Origin of the sequence: Lunatimonas salinarum (assembly GCF_017811155.1) — a bacterium.
Taxonomy (GTDB): Bacteria; Bacteroidota; Bacteroidia; order Cytophagales; family Cyclobacteriaceae; genus Lunatimonas; species Lunatimonas salinarum.
Map to the genome: position 1 here is coordinate 139,033 of NZ_JACVCV010000008.1, position 18,824 is coordinate 157,856.

The following is an 18,824-nucleotide window of genomic DNA, read 5'->3' on the forward strand; positions in this document are numbered from 1 at the left end:
GCGTATGCACCAGAAACTCCCCTTTTTGACCATCGAAAACGCCACCATTCTCAAAAACGGTAAAGTCCTTTTTCAAGACTTGAATTTCTCCATGCAATCCGGTGAACAATGGGCAATAATCGCTTCCTCAGGTGCCGAGAAGACGGCCTTGCTGGAAACCCTGTATGGGCGGACCTCCGTCACGCAGGGGCGGATTACGCGCCATTTTTCCCATGCCTACCAGGAAGCGCAGTCCAAACTGGGCAAAGTGAACTCTTTTCGCGATCTGATGTCTTTTGTCTCCCAAGCCTACACGTTTAAAAATAAATCGAACGTACAGGAGTTTTACTACCAACAACGATTCAACAGCAGCGAAGCAGAAGAAGCGGACACCGTATCCGACTACCTAGACCGTGTGGAGGAAGCACGCCCCGGCTATTGGAACAAGGAAAATGCCATGGCCCTGCTAGCCTTGACTTCTCTTTCCGATAAGTCCTTGATCAAACTCTCCAACGGGGAAACCCGCAGACTGGCGATCGCCGCCGCACTGTTAAAAAACCCCCTATTATTTTTGATGGATCGGCCGCTCACCGGTTTAGATGTGGCGACGCGCGAAGCATTTGACGGCATACTGGAACAAATCACCCGCTCGGGCATTCAGGTAGTGATGACGACCTCTCCGGAGGAAATCCCCGCAGTGATCACCCATGTGGGCAGAATCAGCCAAGGACAACTCCTTCCCATGGAAGATAAATCACTGCTTAAGACCGAAAAAACGACGGTTTCCCCGGAAGAGACCGCACGCATCAAGCGGTTGATCGCCGATTATCCGGCAGTTGCCTACCATAACCTGATCGACCTGCGGGACGTATCCATTCGCTACGGAGACAGGCAGTTGCTCCAAGGAATCCAATGGACCGTAAAACCCGGTGAACGCTGGGTGCTCAAAGGCCACAACGGTGCCGGCAAGTCCACACTTATCAGCCTTTTGATTGGCGAAAATCCCCAGGCCTATGCCAGCGATTTTTACCTATTTGACCGAAAACGCGGCAGTGGAGAGTCTATATGGGATATCAAACGTCCCATTGGTTTTGTGTCTCCCGAGCTCAGCCGTTACTTTCCAAAAAACCAAACCTGCCTGAAAGTAGTCCTTTCCGGATTGTTTGATACGATGGGCTTATTTAGGCAGCCGACACCCGAACAAACCAAACTGGCCCTAGACTGGATGGAGGCCCTGCAGATACCCCATATCCAGCGGGTGTTGCTGCATCAGGCGAGCCTGGAAGACCAACGATTTTGCTTGCTGGCAAGGGCCCTCATCAAACAACCTGCCTTGCTGATTTTAGATGAAGCGGCACAGGGCATGGATGATGAACAGCGGACCCGATTCAAACACATCATAGACCACATTTGTCAGAAAACACCCATCGGGCTGATCTATGTAAGCCACTATGCCAACGACATTCCCGATACGGTAGATCACGAAATTCTCTTAGAAAATGGCAAACGAACCCATGCCCGAAAAATCCAGTCCGCTGACCATCGCTGACGCCCAAAAACGCGTAGATGAATGGATAACCACCATCGGTGTTCGCTACTTTAACGAACTTACCAACATGGCCATTCTTACAGAAGAGGTGGGAGAAGTCGCCCGCATCATTGCCCGCAAGTACGGAGAACAGTCGTTTAAGCAAAGCGATCGCGACAAAGACCTCGCCGATGAAATGGCCGATGTGCTATGGGTACTGATCTGCCTCGCCAACCAAACGGGAGTAGACCTAACCGCCGCACTGGAAAAGAACTTTGAAAAGAAATCGATCCGGGACAAGAACCGGCACAAAGAAAACAAGAAACTGTAACCCCGACCGTCGTCTGTGTCCCCTGAAAGTGGTCTGCGAGTACCCAATCAGCCACATGCTCAAATTGGGGAAGTTGATAAATCTTCCCCTAAATTTAACGAACTGATAGACACTGGCCCAAATTTAAATTTTTAGATTTAAAAACACTTTTTGGAAAAGCCTTTGGGATTTTGAAAAAGTTGTATGTCAGGGACTTTTACCGTTATCCCAAAAAAGTAGTCAAAAAGTTCGGAGAGAAGTTCGGAGAGAAGTATGGAAGATCTCCAGCCCCAATGGGAAAGTTATACGCTTTTGATTAAGGAAAGAGCTGATTTTAAGATCCTAACAGTCAATGGGTGATCATACGGATGATAGCAGAAGAAATCACGTTACTCTCGAGGAAATGGCCGAAAAAACAGGTGTCCGCACAAGGGCAGTCGACAAATACAAGCCAAGCTTAAGGCTGAGGGCAAATTGGATAAAGTTTCGGGTGATTCAATTCAAGAACAAACCTATCAATCAGATTTTGATAAGTTTATCGCGAAGAAAAATAATTGATTGCTTTAACGAAAACATAACAAAAATGAGTCAATTGAAGAAATATAGTAATCTAGAAAAATCTCAACTGACTCTTCTCTTTGAATTGGACAACGATGAGGAATCAGTTTCGATAATTAAATTAGGAGCATCAAAGAATAGGTTATCCATACATCATTACTTCCTCCAAAGGTAATCTGGCAATAATTTATTGCAATTTGCCTTGACCGAAATTCAACAGATTTGCGGTTATTTTTGCATATTGCTCCGGAATATCAAGTAGGTATACATTTTATGATTTTTTATAAAATTGGCTGATTTCCCATGCGCTGAATGATGTGATTTTATATCCGACTTTTTCAATGATAAGTTATCGAATTTTTAGCAGGGAAACAAGGTAATCTATCATTGATTCAAGTTCACCTGAGCATAATTTGATGGGGTGTTACATCAGAAAACGCCTTGTAGGACAGACTCACCGTTCGGGTATTCTGTCGGTCGAATGCTTACATGTTCTGAAGATTGAATGGTCTGTGGGGACACGGAGCATGTGGGGTTGAATGGTCTGTGAGGAAACATACCATGTGGTGGTATAATGAGTGTGATCTGTTAGTGTCCATAGGGCTTTATCAATACGACTTACCTTGCAAATGCCCACTTCCATTACTATCTTCCCACTTGGTTTTATTTTTGGTTTCAGATGGCTTTTAACGAAGACGCAAGGGTGAAAATCCCGGCAATTCTCCACCTTATACGGCTTGGCTACGTCTATATCCCTCAAGGAGAGCAGATTCGGCGGGAGGATTCCAATATTTTTGAAGAGATCTTTAGCCAAAGCGTCCAAAAGCTCAATCCCCATCTTGATGCATCGGATACCAAGCGGATATTGGATGAGGTTTCGCTTGAGCTGGATTATGAAGATTTGGGAAGAAAGTTTTACGAGCGACTGACGAGTGGGTCGGGAATCAAGCTGATCGATTTTCAGAATTTCTCCAATAATGCCTTTCACGTTACTACCGAACTCACCTGCAAAAACGGCGATGAGGAGTTTCGGCCCGATATCACGCTGCTCATCAACGGCATGCCCTTGGCTTTTATCGAAGTCAAAAAACCACACAACAGGGATGGCGTAATCGCCGAGCGCAACCGGATCAACCAACGCTTCAAGCAAAAGCATTTTCGCCGCTTTGCCAACATCACGCAACTGATGGTCTTTTCAAACAATATGGAGTACGAGGACGGCATTGTGGATCCGGTATTTGGAGCATTTTATGCCACATCGGCCTACAAAGACCTCCAATTCAACTATTTCCGGGAAGACCCTGAATATCCAGTCAAACAAGGCCTGAAAACCATCACGGAGGAGCAGGAAAACGCCATTTTGAAAGACACCAATCTGATGGTGATCAAACACAGCCCGGAGTTTCTGACCAACAAATCGGAATATACCCCAACGCATCGCATCCTTACCTCTCTTTTTAGCAGGGAGCGATTTGCGTTTATTCTCAAATACGCCTTGGCCTATGTAGCCGAAGAAAAAGGACTGGAAAAGCACATCATGCGCTATCCTCAGCTTTTTGCTACGCTCGCCATCGCCCAAAAACTCAGTGAAGGACGAACCAAAGGAATCATCTGGCATACGCAGGGAAGCGGGAAAACCGCCTTGGCTTTCTACAATGTCAAACACCTGACGGACTATTTTCAAAAACAAGGCGTCATCCCCAAGTTCTACTTTATCGTGGATCGGCTCGATCTGCTGATCCAAGCCTCGACCGAATTCAGCAACCGGGGACTGAAGGTGATTCAGGTAAACTCCCGGCAGGATTTCGCCAAAGACCTGCGTATCACCGGCGCCATCCACAACGATTCGGGCTTGCCGGAGATTACCGTAGTCAACATTCAGAAGTTTACGATGGACACGATGGTGGCTGAAGTGATGGACTATGACATCCATATCCAGCGGGTGTTTTTCCTCGATGAAGCGCACCGCAGCTACAACCCCAAGGGAAACTACCTAGCCAATCTGATCAATTCGGACAAAAAAGCCATCAAAATCGCCTTGACCGGCACTCCCCTACTTCGTGAGGTGGCCAAGGAATACGATTCCAAAACCCTTTTTGGCAACTACATCCACAAGTATTACTACAACATGTCCATCGCCGATGGCTATACCCTGAGGCTGATTCGAGAGGAGATCGAGGGTAAGTTTAAGATGGAGATGAAGGAACTGATGGATCAGATCAAGGTCCAAAAAGGAGATATTCCCCGATCCAAAATCTACGCTCATCCGAAGTTCGTACAAGCGATGCTGGACTATATCGTGCAGGACTTGATACAGTTCAGAAGGGACCAAGGCGATACCTCCTTGGCAGGGATGGTGGTCTGCGATTCTTCCGAGCAGGCGCGGGAACTTTTCAGGCTTTTTGAAGTGAAATTTGGGGAACAGGAAACCGACGCGGGAGTACTTTTGGCAGCAGCCCCACCGCCTCCAAGCTACGGCAGCCATGAGAATCCCAGTCTCAAGGCCGCCCTGATCCTGCACAACGAAAACGACAAGGATATCCGCAAAGACCTGGTTAAAGTGTACAAAAAGGGCAATATCGACCTGCTTTTTGTCTACAATATGCTCCTGACGGGCTTTGATGCTAAGCGGCTGAAGAAGCTATACCTCGCCCGTGTGATCCAAGACCACAACCTACTGCAAACACTCACCCGCGTCAACCGACCCTACAAGAAGTTCAAATACGGCTATGTGGTGGATTTCGCCGATATCTCAAGGGCCTTTGACCGGACCAATAGGCTGTATTTCGACGAGCTGCAGGAGCAATTGGGAGACGAGATGCAGCTATATTCCTACCTTTTTAAATCCCCCGCCGAGATCCAACAGGAAATCGTGCAGATCCGAGAGGTACTCTTCCAGTTTGATACCCAAAACAAGGAAATCTTTTCCCAACAAATAGCCGAAATCACCGACAAGAGCCATTTGCTGGAAATCGTCAAATCCCTCCGTACGGCCAAGGAACTCAAAAACATCATCGCGCTCAATGGCTACGAGGGCATGGAAGGTTTGGCGGATTTTGATACTTGGAACCGACTGCTGACTGTGGCCCAAAGCCGATTGGACAACCTGCATTTTGTGGAAAATATCGGTAATACCGACGCGACCACCAATATCATCAATACGGCTTTGGAGGATATCGTCTTCGAGTTTATCAAAGTCTCCGAAAGCGAACTCGTGCTCGCGGATCAGTTCAAAGACATGCTACGAAAAACCCGGGAATCTTTGCGGTATAATTTCGACCAACAGGACCCGGCTTTTGTAAGTTTGCGGGAGGAACTGGAGCGGATCTTCAAAAAGAAAAACCTCAGCGAAGTGAGTCAGCAGGATTTGATGGAAAACCTGCCCCTGCTGCGCAAGATCCACGAAAAGGCCAAAGAGCTCAACCGGGAAAATGCCAACCTCAAGTCCAAATACCAGCAGGACGAGAAGTTTGCCCGGGTGCACAAGCGACTGACCGAAAACGACGGACTCACCAAAAGGCAGGTGCAGATTCAGGCTGCTCTGATGAATGTGAAGGCTAAAGCCGATGAAACCATCCTAAATAACAAGAATATGCTCGATCATGAAGCCTTTTTCAAGCGCTACATGATGCAGCTCGTGACCCAGGAGTTTTTGCGGGAGCAAAAAATGAAACTTGATTTTCAGACTACCCAAAACATCAACCAATTGATCGTTTCCGAATACCTTACCCAGTTTAACAATACTTTCCTCAGATGACTCAGGATTTAACCTTTATCACCAAAACCAAACAACTCATCGACAACCTCAAAAGTGTCTGCGCCAACTTCGGCCTGGGCAACGATGGCAATGAGTTTAAGATCATTACCCAGGTTTTCCTGTACAAGTTTCTCAATGACAAGTTCCGCTACGAGGTCAAAAAGCAAAATCCCGAACTCGCCGCTGCCGAAAACTTCACCGAAGCGCTCAATGCCCTCGACGAGGAAGAGTACCAGTTTCTTTTGGCCTTGCTGGATCCTAACCTACCCCGATTGCATGGCTACCAGCTTATTTCCCACTTGTTCAACAAGCAGGCCGAGCCCGACTTTGCCAAGACCTTTGACGATACCCTGAGGCAGATCAGCATCGAAAACGCCGATGTCTTTTCTGTGAAGGCCTTTTCCGGAGCCAAAGACTCTCTTTTTGACGAACTGAGCCAGTTTATCTCCGACTCTTCCCAGCGGGATGCCTTTTGTCGGGCGCTGATTAATAAGCTCTTCGAGTTTAGCTTTGAGGAGATGTTTGAGGAGAAATACGACTTCTTCGCGACCATCTTTGAGTACCTGATCAAGGACTACAACAGCGACAGCGGAGGCAAATATGCCGAGTACTACACCCCGCATGCCGTGGCCCGCATCATGGCGGCGATCCTGGTTCCCGAACCGGTCAAAGGCGTGCGCTGCTACGATCCGAGCGCGGGTTCGGGCACCTTGCTCATGAGTCTCGCCCATCAAATCGGAGAGCAAAATTGCAGCATCTATTCCGAGGACATTTCCCAAAAGTCCAGCACCATGCTGCGACTGAACCTGGTGCTGAACGGGCTGACGCACAGCATTCCCAATATCATCAAGACCAATACGATCGCCCAGCCGTACTACCTGAACCAGAAGTTTGACTTTATCGTCTCCAATCCCCCTTTCAAGCTGGACTTCTCGGACTTCCGCAACGACCTGGAAAAGGACAGCTTTAAGGATCGCTTCTTTGCAGGCATTCCCAAGGTACCCAAGGCCAAAAAGGAATCCATGGCCATCTACTTGCTTTTTATCCAGCACATCATGCACAGCCTGAGTGAAAGCGGGCGGGCGGCGATCGTGGTGCCGACGGGCTTTATCACCGCTCAAAGCGGCATCGAAAAAAGCATACGCGAAAAGCTCATCAAGCAAGGCTGGCTGCGGGGGGTGGTCTCCATGCCGAGCAATATCTTCGCGAGTACGGGCACCAACGTCTCCGTGCTCTTTCTCGACAAGATGGCCGACTCCGAGCATATCGTGCTGATGGATGCTTCCAAACTGGGGCAAACGGTGAAGGAAGGCAAAAACCAGCGCACCGTCCTGACCCGAGAGGAAGAAAGCCTCATCATCGAGACCTTCAACCATCAGGAGGCAGTCGAAGAACTTTCCGTGGTAGTCAGCAAATCACAGATTGCCGAGAAAAACTACAGCTTCAGCGCCGGACAATACTTCGAGGTCAAGATCGACTATGTGGATATCACGGCGGAGGAGTTTCAGGAAAAGCTAAACGGATTTGAGGAGCGCTTGGTCGGGATGTTTGCCGAAGGGAAAGCCTTGGATGCGGAGATTTTGGGGAATTTGAGGAACTTGAAATTCGATCCCTTCGACTCCGCTCAGGGACCAACCTTCGACTCCGCTCAGGGACCCGGCTCCGGTGGCTGAGCGGAGCCGAAGCCAGCGGAGCCGAAGCCAGCGGAGCCGAAGCCAGCGGAGCCGAAGCCAGCGGAGTCGAAGCCAGCGGAGTCGAAGCAAACGGATCCGAAGCCACCATAAATCGAACACAGATCAAAAATGAAACCAAGAGACATCTTACTTTTCCAAAATGCTGAGCAAACCGTCAACGTGTCGGTCTATTTTCAAAAAGGGACCTTTTGGCTGACGCAAAAGACGATGGCCGAATTATTTGGTGTGAAAGTACCTGCTGTAAACAAGCACTTAAAAAACATCTTCGAAACAGGGGAGCTTGAGCCAGATTCAGTTATTTCCATTTTGGAAACAACTGCCGCAGATGGAAAAACCTACGCTACCCAATTCTACCGCTTGGAAGCTATCCTCGCTGTCGGCTATCGGGTGAATTCCATACAGGCTACCGACTTTCGGAAATGGGCTACCCAAACGCTCAATGAGTTTATCATCAAAGGCTTTGTAATGGATGATGAGCGACTGAAGCAGGGCAAGCACTTTGGCCAAGACTACTTTGATGAATTGCTGGAGCGCATCCGGGAGATCAGGGCAAGCGAGCGTAGGTTTTATCAAAAGATTACCGACCTCTATGCCCTGAGTACCGACTACGACCCGCAAAGTGTCCAAACCAAGGAGTTTTTTGCCATGGTTCAAAACAAACTGCACTGGGCCATCACCGGGAAAACCGCTGCGGAAATCATCTATGACGAAGCAGACGCGACCAAACTCTACATGGGATTGAAGACTTGGAAAGATGCACCCGATGGCAAAATCCAAAAAAGCGATGTATCCGTAGCCAAAAACTTCCTCTCCCTTCAGCATATCGGGGAGCTTAACCGCATCGTATCTGCCTACCTCGATCTGGCCGAAAACAATGCACAGCGCGGCAGGGCCTTTTCCATGCTACAATGGGCCAAGTTTCTGGACAGCTTCCTGGAACTCTCCAGCTATCCTATTCTGCGGGACAAGGGGAAAGTAAGCATGCTGGAAGCCAAGCTGAAGGCCGAGGGCGAATTTGATAAGTTTCGGGTGATCCAAGACCAAACCTATCAATCGGATTTTGATAAGTTGATTGCTAAGGTGAAGAAGTGAAGATTTCAAAGAAAAAAGAAAAGGAATAAAATGACCCATTTGAAGAACTATAAATTCGCTGATTTGTACGAGATGAGCTCAGGAATTTCATCAAAACCTGAGCAGGCTGGACATGGGGCGCCTTTTGTCTCGTTTAAAACAGTTTTCAATAATTACTTTTTGCCTGACATTTTACATGATATGATGGATACTGGCGAGGAGGAACAAAAAGTCTATTCGGTTAAAGAAGGCGATATTTTTTTGACAAGAACTAGTGAAACACTTGATGAACTAGGCATGAGTTCAGTGGCTTATAAGGATTATCCCTCTGCAACTTTTAGCGGGTTTTTGAAAAGATTACGACCTATTGATGACTATACAGTTTATCCAAAGTATATCGCTTTCTATTTGAGAAGTGATCTTTTTAGAAAAACCATGAACAATAATGCCATTATGACTTTGAGAGCAAGTCTAAATGAGCAGATTTTTTCATATCTGGATTTAATACTCCCTTCATTCGATCAACAAAAGAAAATTGGAGATCTTTTATTCTCGATCTACCAGAGGATCGAGCTAAACAAACGCATCAATGCCGAACTGGAAGCGATGGCGAAGCTGGTGTATGAGTATTGGTTTGTTCAGTTTGATTTTCCCTTCGACTTCGCTCAGGGCAAGCCCGATGTCAGCCTGAGCGGAGTCGAAGGCAGCGGCCCTTCGGCTCCGCTCAGGGGCCTTTCAGAAGGGTACAAATCTTCCGGTGGCAAAATGGTCTGGAATGAGGAATTGAAGAGGGATGTGCCGGAGGGGTGGAGAGGTGGGACGATATCTGATATTGCTACTTTAACCAGAGGTGTCACTTACAATAAGGATGACATTCAAGAAGAAGGAGCAGTTCGGACAGTCCCAATTTTAAGAGCCACCAATATCACGGGAAATCAAATTGACCTTAACAATATGGTGTTTGTTTCTGAATCCCTAGCTGATGAGGAACAAATCCTAAGACCCTATGATATTTTGATAACTATGTCGAGCGGGAGTATTGATCATATCGGAAAGAATGGATTTTACTTTTTCGATGGAAAAGTTGCCTTTGGAGCTTTCTGTGCAAAAATTGAAGCGATCGAAGATTTCAAGTTTTATCTATACTCTTACACTCAATCCGATTTCTTCTTTACAACGATTAAAAATGAATGCCTTGGAACCAACATCAACAATTTAAATGGATCAATGGTAAAAGGATTCAAATTGGTAATTCCAGATAATCTCACTCTGGAAAAATTCAATCAAATTGTGCAGCCTCTATATGAAAAAATAAAGGTTAACACTAAGGAAAATCTACAACTCTCCAAGCTTCGGGACTGGCTACTGCCGATGCTGATGAATGGGCAGGTGAGGGTGGGGGAGGCTGAGGAGATGGTGGAAGGGCAAGTTTAGTTTGAAATTTGAAAAAGATCTCCCGAAACCATTTCCTTGTGCCTCCAGCCTTTCATACCGTTACCCTTCCCATCCAAGCTTCCAGCAATGCAAAAAGGCACAAAAAAATAAAGGCGCTGCATATCTATCGGGATATGGTTAAAGCTGGGGCCGAACAGCCGCAAACTGTCCCCCAAAAAGAAAAACCCCAAATACAGCCTGTAAATGGGGTTTTTTGTAGCCTCGACAGGAATCGAACCTGTATCTAAAGTTTAGGAAACTTCTATTCTATCCATTGAACTACGAGGCCCTGATAGATATGAGATATTAGACATGAGAAACTAGATGTTAGATTAGTATCCTTATATCACTTAGTAAACTACTAACAGGCTTCCGAATCCGCTTGTGGTCAGGAGATTCCGGACAATACCTCAAATCAGGCCGCAAGTTAATGCTTTATCACCAAATCAAGCAAATAATTTCTTACTGATTTGCGCAATTCGACTAGAAAGCGCTATCTTTGCAGTCCAAAAAAACAGATGGACGGGATCCATCAATTCACTAAATATCAACAAAATATGGCAGTTAAAATCAGATTAGCGCGTAGAGGTCGGAAAAAAATGGCCATCTATGACGTAGTAGTAGCTGATGCAAGGGCTCCACGAGATGGACGCTTTATCGAAAAAATCGGGTCTTACAACCCAAACACAGACCCCGCAACAATCCAAATCAACAACGACCGTGCGTTGAAATGGTTATTGAACGGGGCACAGCCCACCGATACCGTAAAAGCGATGCTTTCTTACCGAGGTGTGATGTTGAAAAAGCACTTACAGATAGGTGTACAGAAAGGAGCCATCACCCAAGAACAAGCGGATGAAAAATTCCAAGCTTGGTTGGCTACCAAAGAACAGGCAATAGCCGCTAAAGTGGACAGCATTTCCCAAGCCAAGAGCAGTGCCAAGCAGGCAGCCTTGGCCGCAGAAGCAGCCAAAAACCAAGCTAGACTGGACGCCATCAAGAAAAGGGAGGACGAAGCCGCAGCCGCAGTGGCAGCTGCTGAAGCCGAAGCCCGCGCAGCCGAAGCTCCCGCAGAGGAAGCCGCAGCAGCCGACGAAGCGCCTGCAGCTGACGAAGGAGAGGCTCAGGCATAATTGATTTTCTACCATGAACAAAGACAATTGCTTTCTACTGGGCCATATTGCCAAAGTTCATGGACTCCAAGGGGAACTAATGCTGGTCTTGGACGTGGATTATCCTGAAGATTACGAAGAAATCAAACACCTCTTCGTCGAAAAAAACAACCGCCTGATTCCCTTTTTCGTGGAGCACCTCGTGCCCCAACCGAACAATCGGTTTCTGGCGAAGTTTGAGGAATACGATCACGTAGACAAGGTGAAAGACCTGGTAGGATCAGCGCTTTACCTGCCCCTAAAGGACTTACCCGAACTGGAAGACGATCAGTACTATTTTCACGAACTGGTAGGCTGTCAGGTAATCGACGAAGAGCGAGGGGAGTTGGGAGTGGTGAAAGTCATCTATGATTTAGAAACACAGGATTTGATCGGCATGGAATATCAGGAAAAAGAAGTACTGATACCCATCCAAGAAGGGATCATCCAAAAAGTAGACAAGGCAGGGAAAAAAGTTTTCTGCCGCCTGCCCGAGGGCTTGCTTGACATATACCTGAACGAGTGACATGCGAATAGACATCATCACGGTGGTACCCAACCTGCTGAAGGGACCCTTTGATCATTCTATCCTGAAAAGGGCAGAAGAAAAGGGGCTCGCCGAGGTGCGGATACATGACCTAAGACCCTACGGTATCGGAAAACAAAAAAGCGTAGACGATTACGCCTTTGGAGGAGGTGCCGGGATGGTGATGATGATCGAACCCATTGCAGCCTGCATCCAAGCACTCCAACGTGAACGCTCCTACGACGAAGTGATCTACATGAGTCCGGATGGAAAAACCTTTTGCCAGTCCATGGCAAACGAGCTTTCCCTGAAGGAAAACCTGATCATCCTTTGTGGACATTACAAAGGAGTGGATGAACGGGTACGGCAGCATTTTATCACCCGGGAAATCAGCGTAGGAGACTACGTGCTATCAGGAGGGGAGCTGGCTGCGGCCATTGTGGCCGATGCAGTGATACGCCTGATTCCGGGAGTGTTAAACGATGAGACTTCTGCACTCACGGATTCGTTTCAGGATGGACTCCTCGCCCCGCCGGTATATACCCGCCCAGCGGATTACCAGGGGATGAAGGTTCCGGAGGTGTTGCTCTCAGGCCATGCAGCAAAGATCGAAAACTGGAGATTCGAAGAGTCGGTTCGCCGAACCCGTGAGCGAAGACCCGATTTATTGGGCTTCGAAAAAGGGGAAAAACAAGGCGATAAACCATAGAACAAAAAAAGGGCAATGTCTTATTGCCCGATCAGCAATTTAAACGCGATACGCAAAAATAGCAAAGCAATGAGCGAACTACTTAAAATCGTAGAAGAGGAATACAAAGACGCAAGGTCCAAGTTTCCGTCTTTTAAGGCAGGAGATACAATCAACGTTCACGTGAAGATCACGGAAGGAAACAAAGAACGTATTCAGCAGTTTCAGGGTACGGTGATCCAGCGTAAAAATCCCAATTCAAACGGCGAGACCTTTACCGTGAGAAAAGTATCAAACGGCGTGGGTGTGGAACGTATTTTCCCCATCATTTCTCCGGCAATCGAGAAAATCGAGCTATTGAGAGAAGGTAAAGTAAGAAGGGCCAGACTATTCTACCTGAGAGGTAGACAAGGAAAATCTGCTAAGATTAAGGAGAAAATCAGAGTCAGAAAAAGCTAAATTTGAAAAGAGGCCACTTGGCCTCTTTTTTTTTATCCATATTTTCGGTACATTCATCGGCATTTTAGATTTATACCTCCGTTATGACCGCTATATGAACCTAGCTTTGATCCTTGCTGCCGGACTTGCCTTGGCGGTGATTTTGATTTATAATCAACTCGTGCGCCTACGAAACCTTGCAAAAGAAGGGTGGAGCGGCATCGATGTACAGTTAAAAAGACGGGCAGACCTCGTGCCCAATCTGGTTTCGACCGTAAAAGCCTATGCCTCTCACGAGAAATCCCTCTTCGAAGAAGTCACACGCATACGCAGCGAGGCGCTCCGGCCCCACACTGTCGAAGAACAAGGAGAAACAGAGGCGGCCCTGACACAATCATTAAAAAAGTTGCTCGTTGTGGCAGAGGCTTACCCGGAACTCAAGGCGAACAGCAATTTCCTGGCGCTGCAAAACGAACTCTCCTCTATAGAAAATACACTACAAAAAGCCAGAAGATACTACAATGGAACCGTTAGGGAACTGAATACCAAAATCGAAACATTCCCCCAAAACCTAATCGCCAAGCTGTTTTCCTTTCAAAAGGAATCTTTCTTCAGCTTAAGTAGTGAGACTGAGCGATCCACGCCGGAGATAGACCTATAATTCAACATGAAGACCAGGAAGAAATCGGAATTGCTTCACCGAATACAGGCGGCAGCACCACCCGCCGATGCAAAGTGCCAATAGGATTCTTCCTTCTAACATGATATGCAGTAATACCGTAAAACCCCACGAACCAAAAAAACCACCCAAGCCCATGAAGCAACTACTACTCATTAGTCTATTACTGCTGCTATCCTACCCGCTGCTGTCGCAAGAACGGGAGGAGATCCTGGACTATCAGAGCGATATCGCCATAAAAGTGGACGGCACCCTGCAGGTCACCGAAACGATCACCGTCAAAAGCCTGCAACAGGAAATTCAACGGGGGATTTTCCGAAGCTTCCCGACCATCTACCGAGATAAATACGGCAACCGGGTAAAAGTAGGCTTTGAAGTAACAAATGTGCTAAAGGATGGACAACCTGAACCCTATGAAGTACTCACAGAGGGCGATTTCCAAATCATCCGAATCGGAAATCCGGACGTCTTTCTGAATAATGGAAACTACACATACACCATCTCCTACACTACCAACCGTCAGATTGGGTATTTTGAGGAGTTTGACGAGCTTTACTGGAATGTGATTGGAGACAGTTGGGCGTTTCCGATACTACAAGCCGAAGCACGAATAACACTACCCACGGAAGCATCTATCTTACAATATGCGGGGTATTCTGGGCCTGTGGGCAGCAGTTCATGCAACTGTAACATCGAGAAGGCAGCCGATAACGTACTGAGCATCTCCCTCTCCGAACCGCTGAATCCAAGGGAAGCATTAACCGTTGCGGTTGCCTGGCCCAAAGGCATCGTGGAAGAACCCGACAGCCTGGAGCGAAATCTCGCATTTTTGGGAGATAATGCGGGTATTCTAATTGCGTTGATTGGTCTGCTGATCGTGGTGGGCTATTACTTCTTTGCATGGAAAAAGGTGGGGGTCGATCCAAAAAGGGGAGGCATCTACCCCCTGTTCGAGGCTCCCCGAGGGCTGGATGCCCCTGCGATCCGATACATTCATAAAATGGGATTTGATCAGACCTCCTTTACCGTCGCCATGGTCCAACTGGCCACAAAGGGAATCCTCAAAATTGTAGAGGAAAAACGTAAGTTTTACCTGCACCTGCAAAAAACAGAAGAAGAGGCCGAATTGGAACCCTTCGAAAAGGCCGTAATACGGGCGCTCTTCCCGGCAGGAACCACGGTAGTCCATCTCACCCAAAAAGAACATAAAAAAATAGGCGGTGCATTAAAGGCGGTACAAGAGCATCTGAAAACCAACTACAAAGGAAAATACTTTAAGCTAAACCAAACTTGGCTGATTCCCGGCTTTTTACTGTCCCTGGCTACCGTCTTCCTCACCTTTGTGGCGGTATTTCCCATGCGTTTCGAAGAGGAAAAGGTGTTTCTCATCATGGGCACCCTCGTGACGGTGTTTCTATCCGGGGTTGTTTCTAACTTGATCATCAATGTATACAACGCCTTTTTTGGAGAATCTGTGACTATCGGAAAGATTATCGGTAACGTCTTTTCCATCCTCTTCGTCCTCGTGCTTCCCGGAGTATTGATTTACCAGTTTGGGGCTAGGTTTGAGTACGGCATATTGATCCTGTTTTTGGCTTTATCGTTGGTAAACTACATCTTTTTTTACCTAATGAAAGCACCCACACCGGAAGGCCGTAAAGTGCTCGATGAAATAGAAGGTTTTCGAATGTACCTTAACGCGGCAGAAAAGCCTGCGATACAGCAGCTAAATCCTCCCGGTCTCACACCCGAGGTTTTTGAAAAATACCTGCCCTATGCCATGGCATTAGGGGTAGGGGATGCTTGGGGCAAAAGCTTCGAGAACAGTCTAAAAACCTACGAGCAGACTTCCAAAACCCGCTCGTCATACCGGCCCGGCTGGTACTCAGGAGGCGCGTTTACTGCCGGGGCGGTTACCGGTCTATCCAAGGGACTCGGAAAATCTTTTGGAAGTGCATTAAACAATTCCTCTGCACCTCCGGGCTCAAAGTCTGGCAGTGGCGGAGGTGGCCGTTCCGGCGGAGGTGGCGGAGGTGGCGGAGGCGGAGGCTGGTAAGGTCTGATCGCCGGCCCAATCCATCCGCGCTTCGTGGCGGCTTCCACATCCCAAAACACCTACCGTATCCAGAGTGTCTTGGTATATTCCTTGGTTCTGCCCCTTAGGACTACTTGGAGCAATCCCTTTGGAAGATCTTTGACTTCCAGTTCGCCACGAATGCCTTCAAGCGGTCTGTTCAAAATCTCCTGACCCAGGTGATTGTAGATCCGTAGTTCCCTTACATCGGAGATACCTCCCAATCGTACCCGTACGTCGCCCGTAGATGGATTGGGATAAATCTGAAAACCAGCTGGATGGGGCGTTTCCTCTATAGCTGTAATAAAATTTACATTCACTTCAATGGTCCGGGACGCTCCGTCTTCGCAGGCATTGAACGGGGTTACCGTGAGGCTGTAATCGCCATCCTGCTCCCACTTCACGCGAACCCGGCTTGTTCCTTGGCCGCTAAGAATCGTGCCTCCTCCCGTAAGCGCCCATTGATAATTAATGTCCTGCACCGAAGGCACTTCATAGTCAACCTCCTGAAACCCAACTTGGGTAGATCCGGTGATCTGCCCAGGCTGATTGGGAACGGTAATCACTCGCAAAGGCTTCTGAGACGTGGGTCCTTGCCCGCAAGGGTTTGTAGTGGATACCCTCACTGTATGGTTTCCTAGTGTGGTCCACTCTACCTCTATATTCGATGTCCCTTGACCTCCCCGAACAATCCCCCCGGTAACCTGCCAAACATATTCCGTGCCTGGAATAGAATCTACAAAAAACTCACTGATCGTTCCCAAACAAACCACTCCATCCCCCTGTATGGGAGGGGCTGAATCCGGCTGCCTCGAAACCACTACCTCCAACGCGGAAGTGGGGCCGTTGCCGCAGGAATTTTGCCCTCTTACCATTACGGCATTCCTGCCAGCGATGTCCCAATTCACCACAATCCGGTTGGTTCCTTGCCCTTCCACGATGCTTCCTCCATCTACCCGCCATTCGTAGGTAGTACCTGGCTCCTCTCCCTGTTGGATAGTGTAGATTTGCCTGCTCACGCAAATGTTGTTCTCGCCAAAAATGGCCGTAGGCTGCACCGGGACTTGGCAGGTATATTGAAATAAAAGACCGTTTTGTCCCACAGCGTAGCCCACATTCAAATCCCCAAAGCTAAGCCCCGTCAAATCCTGAAAAGTTCCGGTTTCCAGCCTTTCCCAAGTTTCACCTCCGTCAAAAGTCCGAATCATCAAGCCTGACCGCCCGGTGATAAATCCAACTGACTCATCCAAAAACGCCACATCGGTAAAATCAGCACTATAGCCACTTGAAATTCTGGCCCAAGTACTACCCCTGTTTACAGTTTTGAGAATAACTCCCTGATCCCCGACTACCAAAGCCGTCTGCTCATCAAGCACCGAGATGGCCCGAAGGTTTGCATTCGTAGAACCAGTTACCCTAGTCCAGGTAGTCCCGTTCGCCGATCTCGCCAGAAACCCGGCATCTCCGATGATGATTCCCTCGCTTTCCTCAAAAAAGGTAATGGCATTGAAATTCAATACAGATTCTCCAGAGTTTATCGTAACCCAATTGATGCCGCGGTTTTCCGTACTGGCGATGTATCCCCGTTCACCTACCACGAACCCCCTATCCAAATTAAAAAAGTGAATCCCATTGATGCTTCGGTTGGTTCCTGGGTTGAGCGTAGTCCAGTTGGCACCGGAGTTGGTGGTACTGATTAGATTCCCATTTTCCCCCGATACATATCCCGCACCGGCAGAAACAAAGTGCAATGCCTTGAATCCCAACGACAGGTTACGCGACCGGTCTGTAAAACTATTCCCACCGTTACCGGTGAGCAGTACCAACCCTTCCGCTCCAACAATGTACCCCCGGAGGTCAGAGGTAAATTGCACTGCCGAAAAGTCACTGGAACGACCTGAAAGCCTGATGGACCATGATGCACCAGAATTGGTAGAAGAAACCAAGAAGCCACTATTGGCTACCGCAAAGACGTTGTTGGTTTCCTGTCGAAAGTCAATAGCGTTGAGATCTTGTACCGTTCTACTGATCACTTGCACAAAAGAAAGGCCCCCATTGAAGGTTCGAAGCATGGTTCCACTCTTTCCTATGATCACACCTATCAGCGGATTATTTCGATTGAACGTCACACCGGTAAAATCGGTATCAATCCCGCTGTTGATGAACTGCCAGGTTACCGCTCCGTCAATTGTCTTGATAATGGTGCCCAAACTTCCCACCGCATACCCCTCTTCGTGACTCACAAAGTGAATTCCATGCAGGGATACTTCAAACTCGGTACCGAGCTCCTGCCAAGTAGCTCCTCCGTCGGTGGTCTTCAACACCGACGATCCGGAAGTAGCAATGTAACCTGTAAGCGAATCAACGAAAAAAATATCATTGAAATCACTGCTAGCATTTGTAGGCCGGAGCGCCCAGGTCTGTCCACCGTCAGAGGATTGCATCAACGTTCCGTTTTCCCCAATGATCCACGCTTGTGTAGCACTCATATACAGGACCTTCTTAAGCAACTCTTGGCTTGGCAACGCCTTAGATTGCCACGAGCGGCCTCCATTTCCCGTAATATACACCTCTCCCCTGGCAGCTAATACCAAGCCCCTTTCTTCATCAAAGAAATCCATTGCGGTGACCATTTCAGAAGACGGAGCCGGAAATTCGGCCCAACTCAGACCCGCGTCAATTGATTTTAGGAAAATATTCTCCCCGCAGATGTACCCTACCTCGTTATTTATCCACTTGATATCGGAATAGTCATTTCCCCAACTTCCTACCCTTCTCCAACTCTGTGAAAAAGCCTGCGTGGTCAGCAGCAGCAACCCTAAAAATACTATCCTCTTCATACAAACCCCTTGAAACAAGTTCTTTACCTCACAAAAATAAAACTATTATTCACAAATTATAATGTAATCCAAAATTAAGCGCAGGTCTTTTTTAAGC

At 47.7% G+C, this 18,824-nt stretch carries 13 protein-coding genes and 1 tRNA gene; 12 read left to right on the top strand and 2 right to left on the bottom strand.

Features of this window, described 5'->3' with window-relative positions; genetic code table 11:
* The first annotated feature begins 4 nt into the window (after positions 1–4).
* The 6 genes from IAQ59_RS11575 to IAQ59_RS11600 all read left to right on the top strand — a co-directional run bounded on the left by IAQ59_RS11575 (position 5) and on the right by IAQ59_RS11600 (position 10,331).
* Positions 5–1,528: an ATP-binding cassette domain-containing protein gene (locus IAQ59_RS11575; protein WP_209330970.1), complete on the top strand. Its 1,524-nt coding sequence runs from the start codon at positions 5–7 to the stop codon at positions 1,526–1,528.
* On the top strand, positions 1,479–1,838 hold the full coding sequence (locus IAQ59_RS11580) for a nucleotide pyrophosphohydrolase (protein WP_245189561.1): 360 nt from the start codon (positions 1,479–1,481) through the stop codon (positions 1,836–1,838). The genes IAQ59_RS11575 and IAQ59_RS11580 overlap by 50 nt, the downstream gene beginning before the upstream one ends.
* A gap of 1,216 nt (positions 1,839–3,054) precedes the next feature.
* Positions 3,055–6,132 carry a type I restriction endonuclease subunit R gene (locus IAQ59_RS11585; protein WP_209330971.1) on the top strand — a complete coding sequence of 1,026 codons (3,078 nt, stop codon included), beginning with the start codon at positions 3,055–3,057 and terminating at the stop codon, positions 6,130–6,132.
* Complete coding sequence (locus IAQ59_RS11590; RefSeq protein ID WP_209330972.1) at positions 6,129–7,805, top strand: HsdM family class I SAM-dependent methyltransferase; 1,677 nt, start codon at positions 6,129–6,131, stop codon at positions 7,803–7,805. The genes IAQ59_RS11585 and IAQ59_RS11590 overlap by 4 nt, the downstream gene beginning before the upstream one ends.
* Positions 7,806–7,934: 129 nt before the next feature.
* Complete coding sequence (locus IAQ59_RS11595) at positions 7,935–8,918, top strand: virulence RhuM family protein (protein WP_209330973.1); 984 nt, start codon at positions 7,935–7,937, stop codon at positions 8,916–8,918.
* Between the two features lie 30 nt (positions 8,919–8,948).
* Positions 8,949–10,331: a restriction endonuclease subunit S gene (locus IAQ59_RS11600; protein WP_209330974.1), complete on the top strand. Its 1,383-nt coding sequence runs from the start codon at positions 8,949–8,951 to the stop codon at positions 10,329–10,331.
* Between the two features lie 217 nt (positions 10,332–10,548).
* Here the strand turns inward: IAQ59_RS11600 and IAQ59_RS11605 are convergent.
* A tRNA-Arg gene (locus IAQ59_RS11605) sits at positions 10,549–10,620 on the bottom strand.
* A gap of 268 nt (positions 10,621–10,888) precedes the next feature.
* Between IAQ59_RS11605 and IAQ59_RS11610 the strand changes: the two genes are divergently transcribed.
* The 6 genes from IAQ59_RS11610 (at position 10,889) to IAQ59_RS11635 (ending at position 15,869) form a co-directional block, all read left to right on the top strand.
* Positions 10,889–11,464: a 30S ribosomal protein S16 gene (locus tag IAQ59_RS11610; RefSeq protein ID WP_209330975.1), complete on the top strand. Its 576-nt coding sequence runs from the start codon at positions 10,889–10,891 to the stop codon at positions 11,462–11,464.
* A 13-nt stretch (positions 11,465–11,477) separates the two neighbouring features.
* Entirely contained in the window at positions 11,478–12,008 is a 531-nt protein-coding gene (gene rimM / locus IAQ59_RS11615; protein WP_209330976.1) for a ribosome maturation factor RimM, read from the top strand.
* Between the two features lies 1 nt (position 12,009).
* The gene (gene trmD, locus IAQ59_RS11620; RefSeq protein ID WP_209330977.1) at positions 12,010–12,717 is read left to right on the top strand and encodes a tRNA (guanosine(37)-N1)-methyltransferase TrmD; all 708 of its coding nucleotides are present in this window, start codon (positions 12,010–12,012) and stop codon (positions 12,715–12,717) included.
* A gap of 69 nt (positions 12,718–12,786) precedes the next feature.
* The gene (rplS, locus tag IAQ59_RS11625) at positions 12,787–13,155 is read left to right on the top strand and encodes a 50S ribosomal protein L19 (RefSeq protein WP_209330978.1); all 369 of its coding nucleotides are present in this window, start codon (positions 12,787–12,789) and stop codon (positions 13,153–13,155) included.
* Between the two features lie 94 nt (positions 13,156–13,249).
* Positions 13,250–13,795: a LemA family protein gene (locus IAQ59_RS11630; protein WP_209330979.1), complete on the top strand. Its 546-nt coding sequence runs from the start codon at positions 13,250–13,252 to the stop codon at positions 13,793–13,795.
* Positions 13,796–13,949: 154 nt separating this feature from the next.
* The gene (locus IAQ59_RS11635; RefSeq protein ID WP_209330980.1) at positions 13,950–15,869 is read left to right on the top strand and encodes a DUF2207 domain-containing protein; all 1,920 of its coding nucleotides are present in this window, start codon (positions 13,950–13,952) and stop codon (positions 15,867–15,869) included.
* A 59-nt stretch (positions 15,870–15,928) separates the two neighbouring features.
* Here the strand turns inward: IAQ59_RS11635 and IAQ59_RS11640 are convergent, their stop codons facing one another.
* Positions 15,929–18,727, bottom strand: a complete 2,799-nt coding sequence (locus IAQ59_RS11640; protein ID WP_209330981.1) for a YCF48-related protein — start codon at positions 18,725–18,727, stop codon at positions 15,929–15,931.
* Positions 18,728–18,824 lie beyond the last annotated feature (97 nt).

Bases quoted from the DNA above. Each gene is read 5' to 3' on its own strand.
- trmD (WP_209330977.1), top strand. From the start codon at position 12,010: ATGCGAATAGACATCATCACGGTGGTACCCAACCTGCTGAAGGGACCC.
- IAQ59_RS11635 (WP_209330980.1), top strand. From the start codon at position 13,950: ATGAAGCAACTACTACTCATTAGTCTATTACTGCTGCTATCCTACCCG.
- IAQ59_RS11600 (WP_209330974.1), top strand. From the start codon at position 8,949: ATGACCCATTTGAAGAACTATAAATTCGCTGATTTGTACGAGATGAGC.
- IAQ59_RS11575 (WP_209330970.1), top strand. From the start codon at position 5: ATGCACCAGAAACTCCCCTTTTTGACCATCGAAAACGCCACCATTCTC.
- IAQ59_RS11590 (WP_209330972.1), top strand. From the start codon at position 6,129: ATGACTCAGGATTTAACCTTTATCACCAAAACCAAACAACTCATCGAC.
- IAQ59_RS11640 (WP_209330981.1), bottom strand. From the start codon at position 18,727: ATGAAGAGGATAGTATTTTTAGGGTTGCTGCTGCTGACCACGCAGGCT.
- IAQ59_RS11580 (WP_245189561.1), top strand. From the start codon at position 1,479: ATGGCAAACGAACCCATGCCCGAAAAATCCAGTCCGCTGACCATCGCT.
- rimM (WP_209330976.1), top strand. From the start codon at position 11,478: ATGAACAAAGACAATTGCTTTCTACTGGGCCATATTGCCAAAGTTCAT.
- IAQ59_RS11610 (WP_209330975.1), top strand. From the start codon at position 10,889: ATGGCAGTTAAAATCAGATTAGCGCGTAGAGGTCGGAAAAAAATGGCC.
- IAQ59_RS11585 (WP_209330971.1), top strand. From the start codon at position 3,055: ATGGCTTTTAACGAAGACGCAAGGGTGAAAATCCCGGCAATTCTCCAC.
- IAQ59_RS11595 (WP_209330973.1), top strand. From the start codon at position 7,935: ATGAAACCAAGAGACATCTTACTTTTCCAAAATGCTGAGCAAACCGTC.
- rplS (WP_209330978.1), top strand. From the start codon at position 12,787: ATGAGCGAACTACTTAAAATCGTAGAAGAGGAATACAAAGACGCAAGG.
- IAQ59_RS11630 (WP_209330979.1), top strand. From the start codon at position 13,250: ATGAACCTAGCTTTGATCCTTGCTGCCGGACTTGCCTTGGCGGTGATT.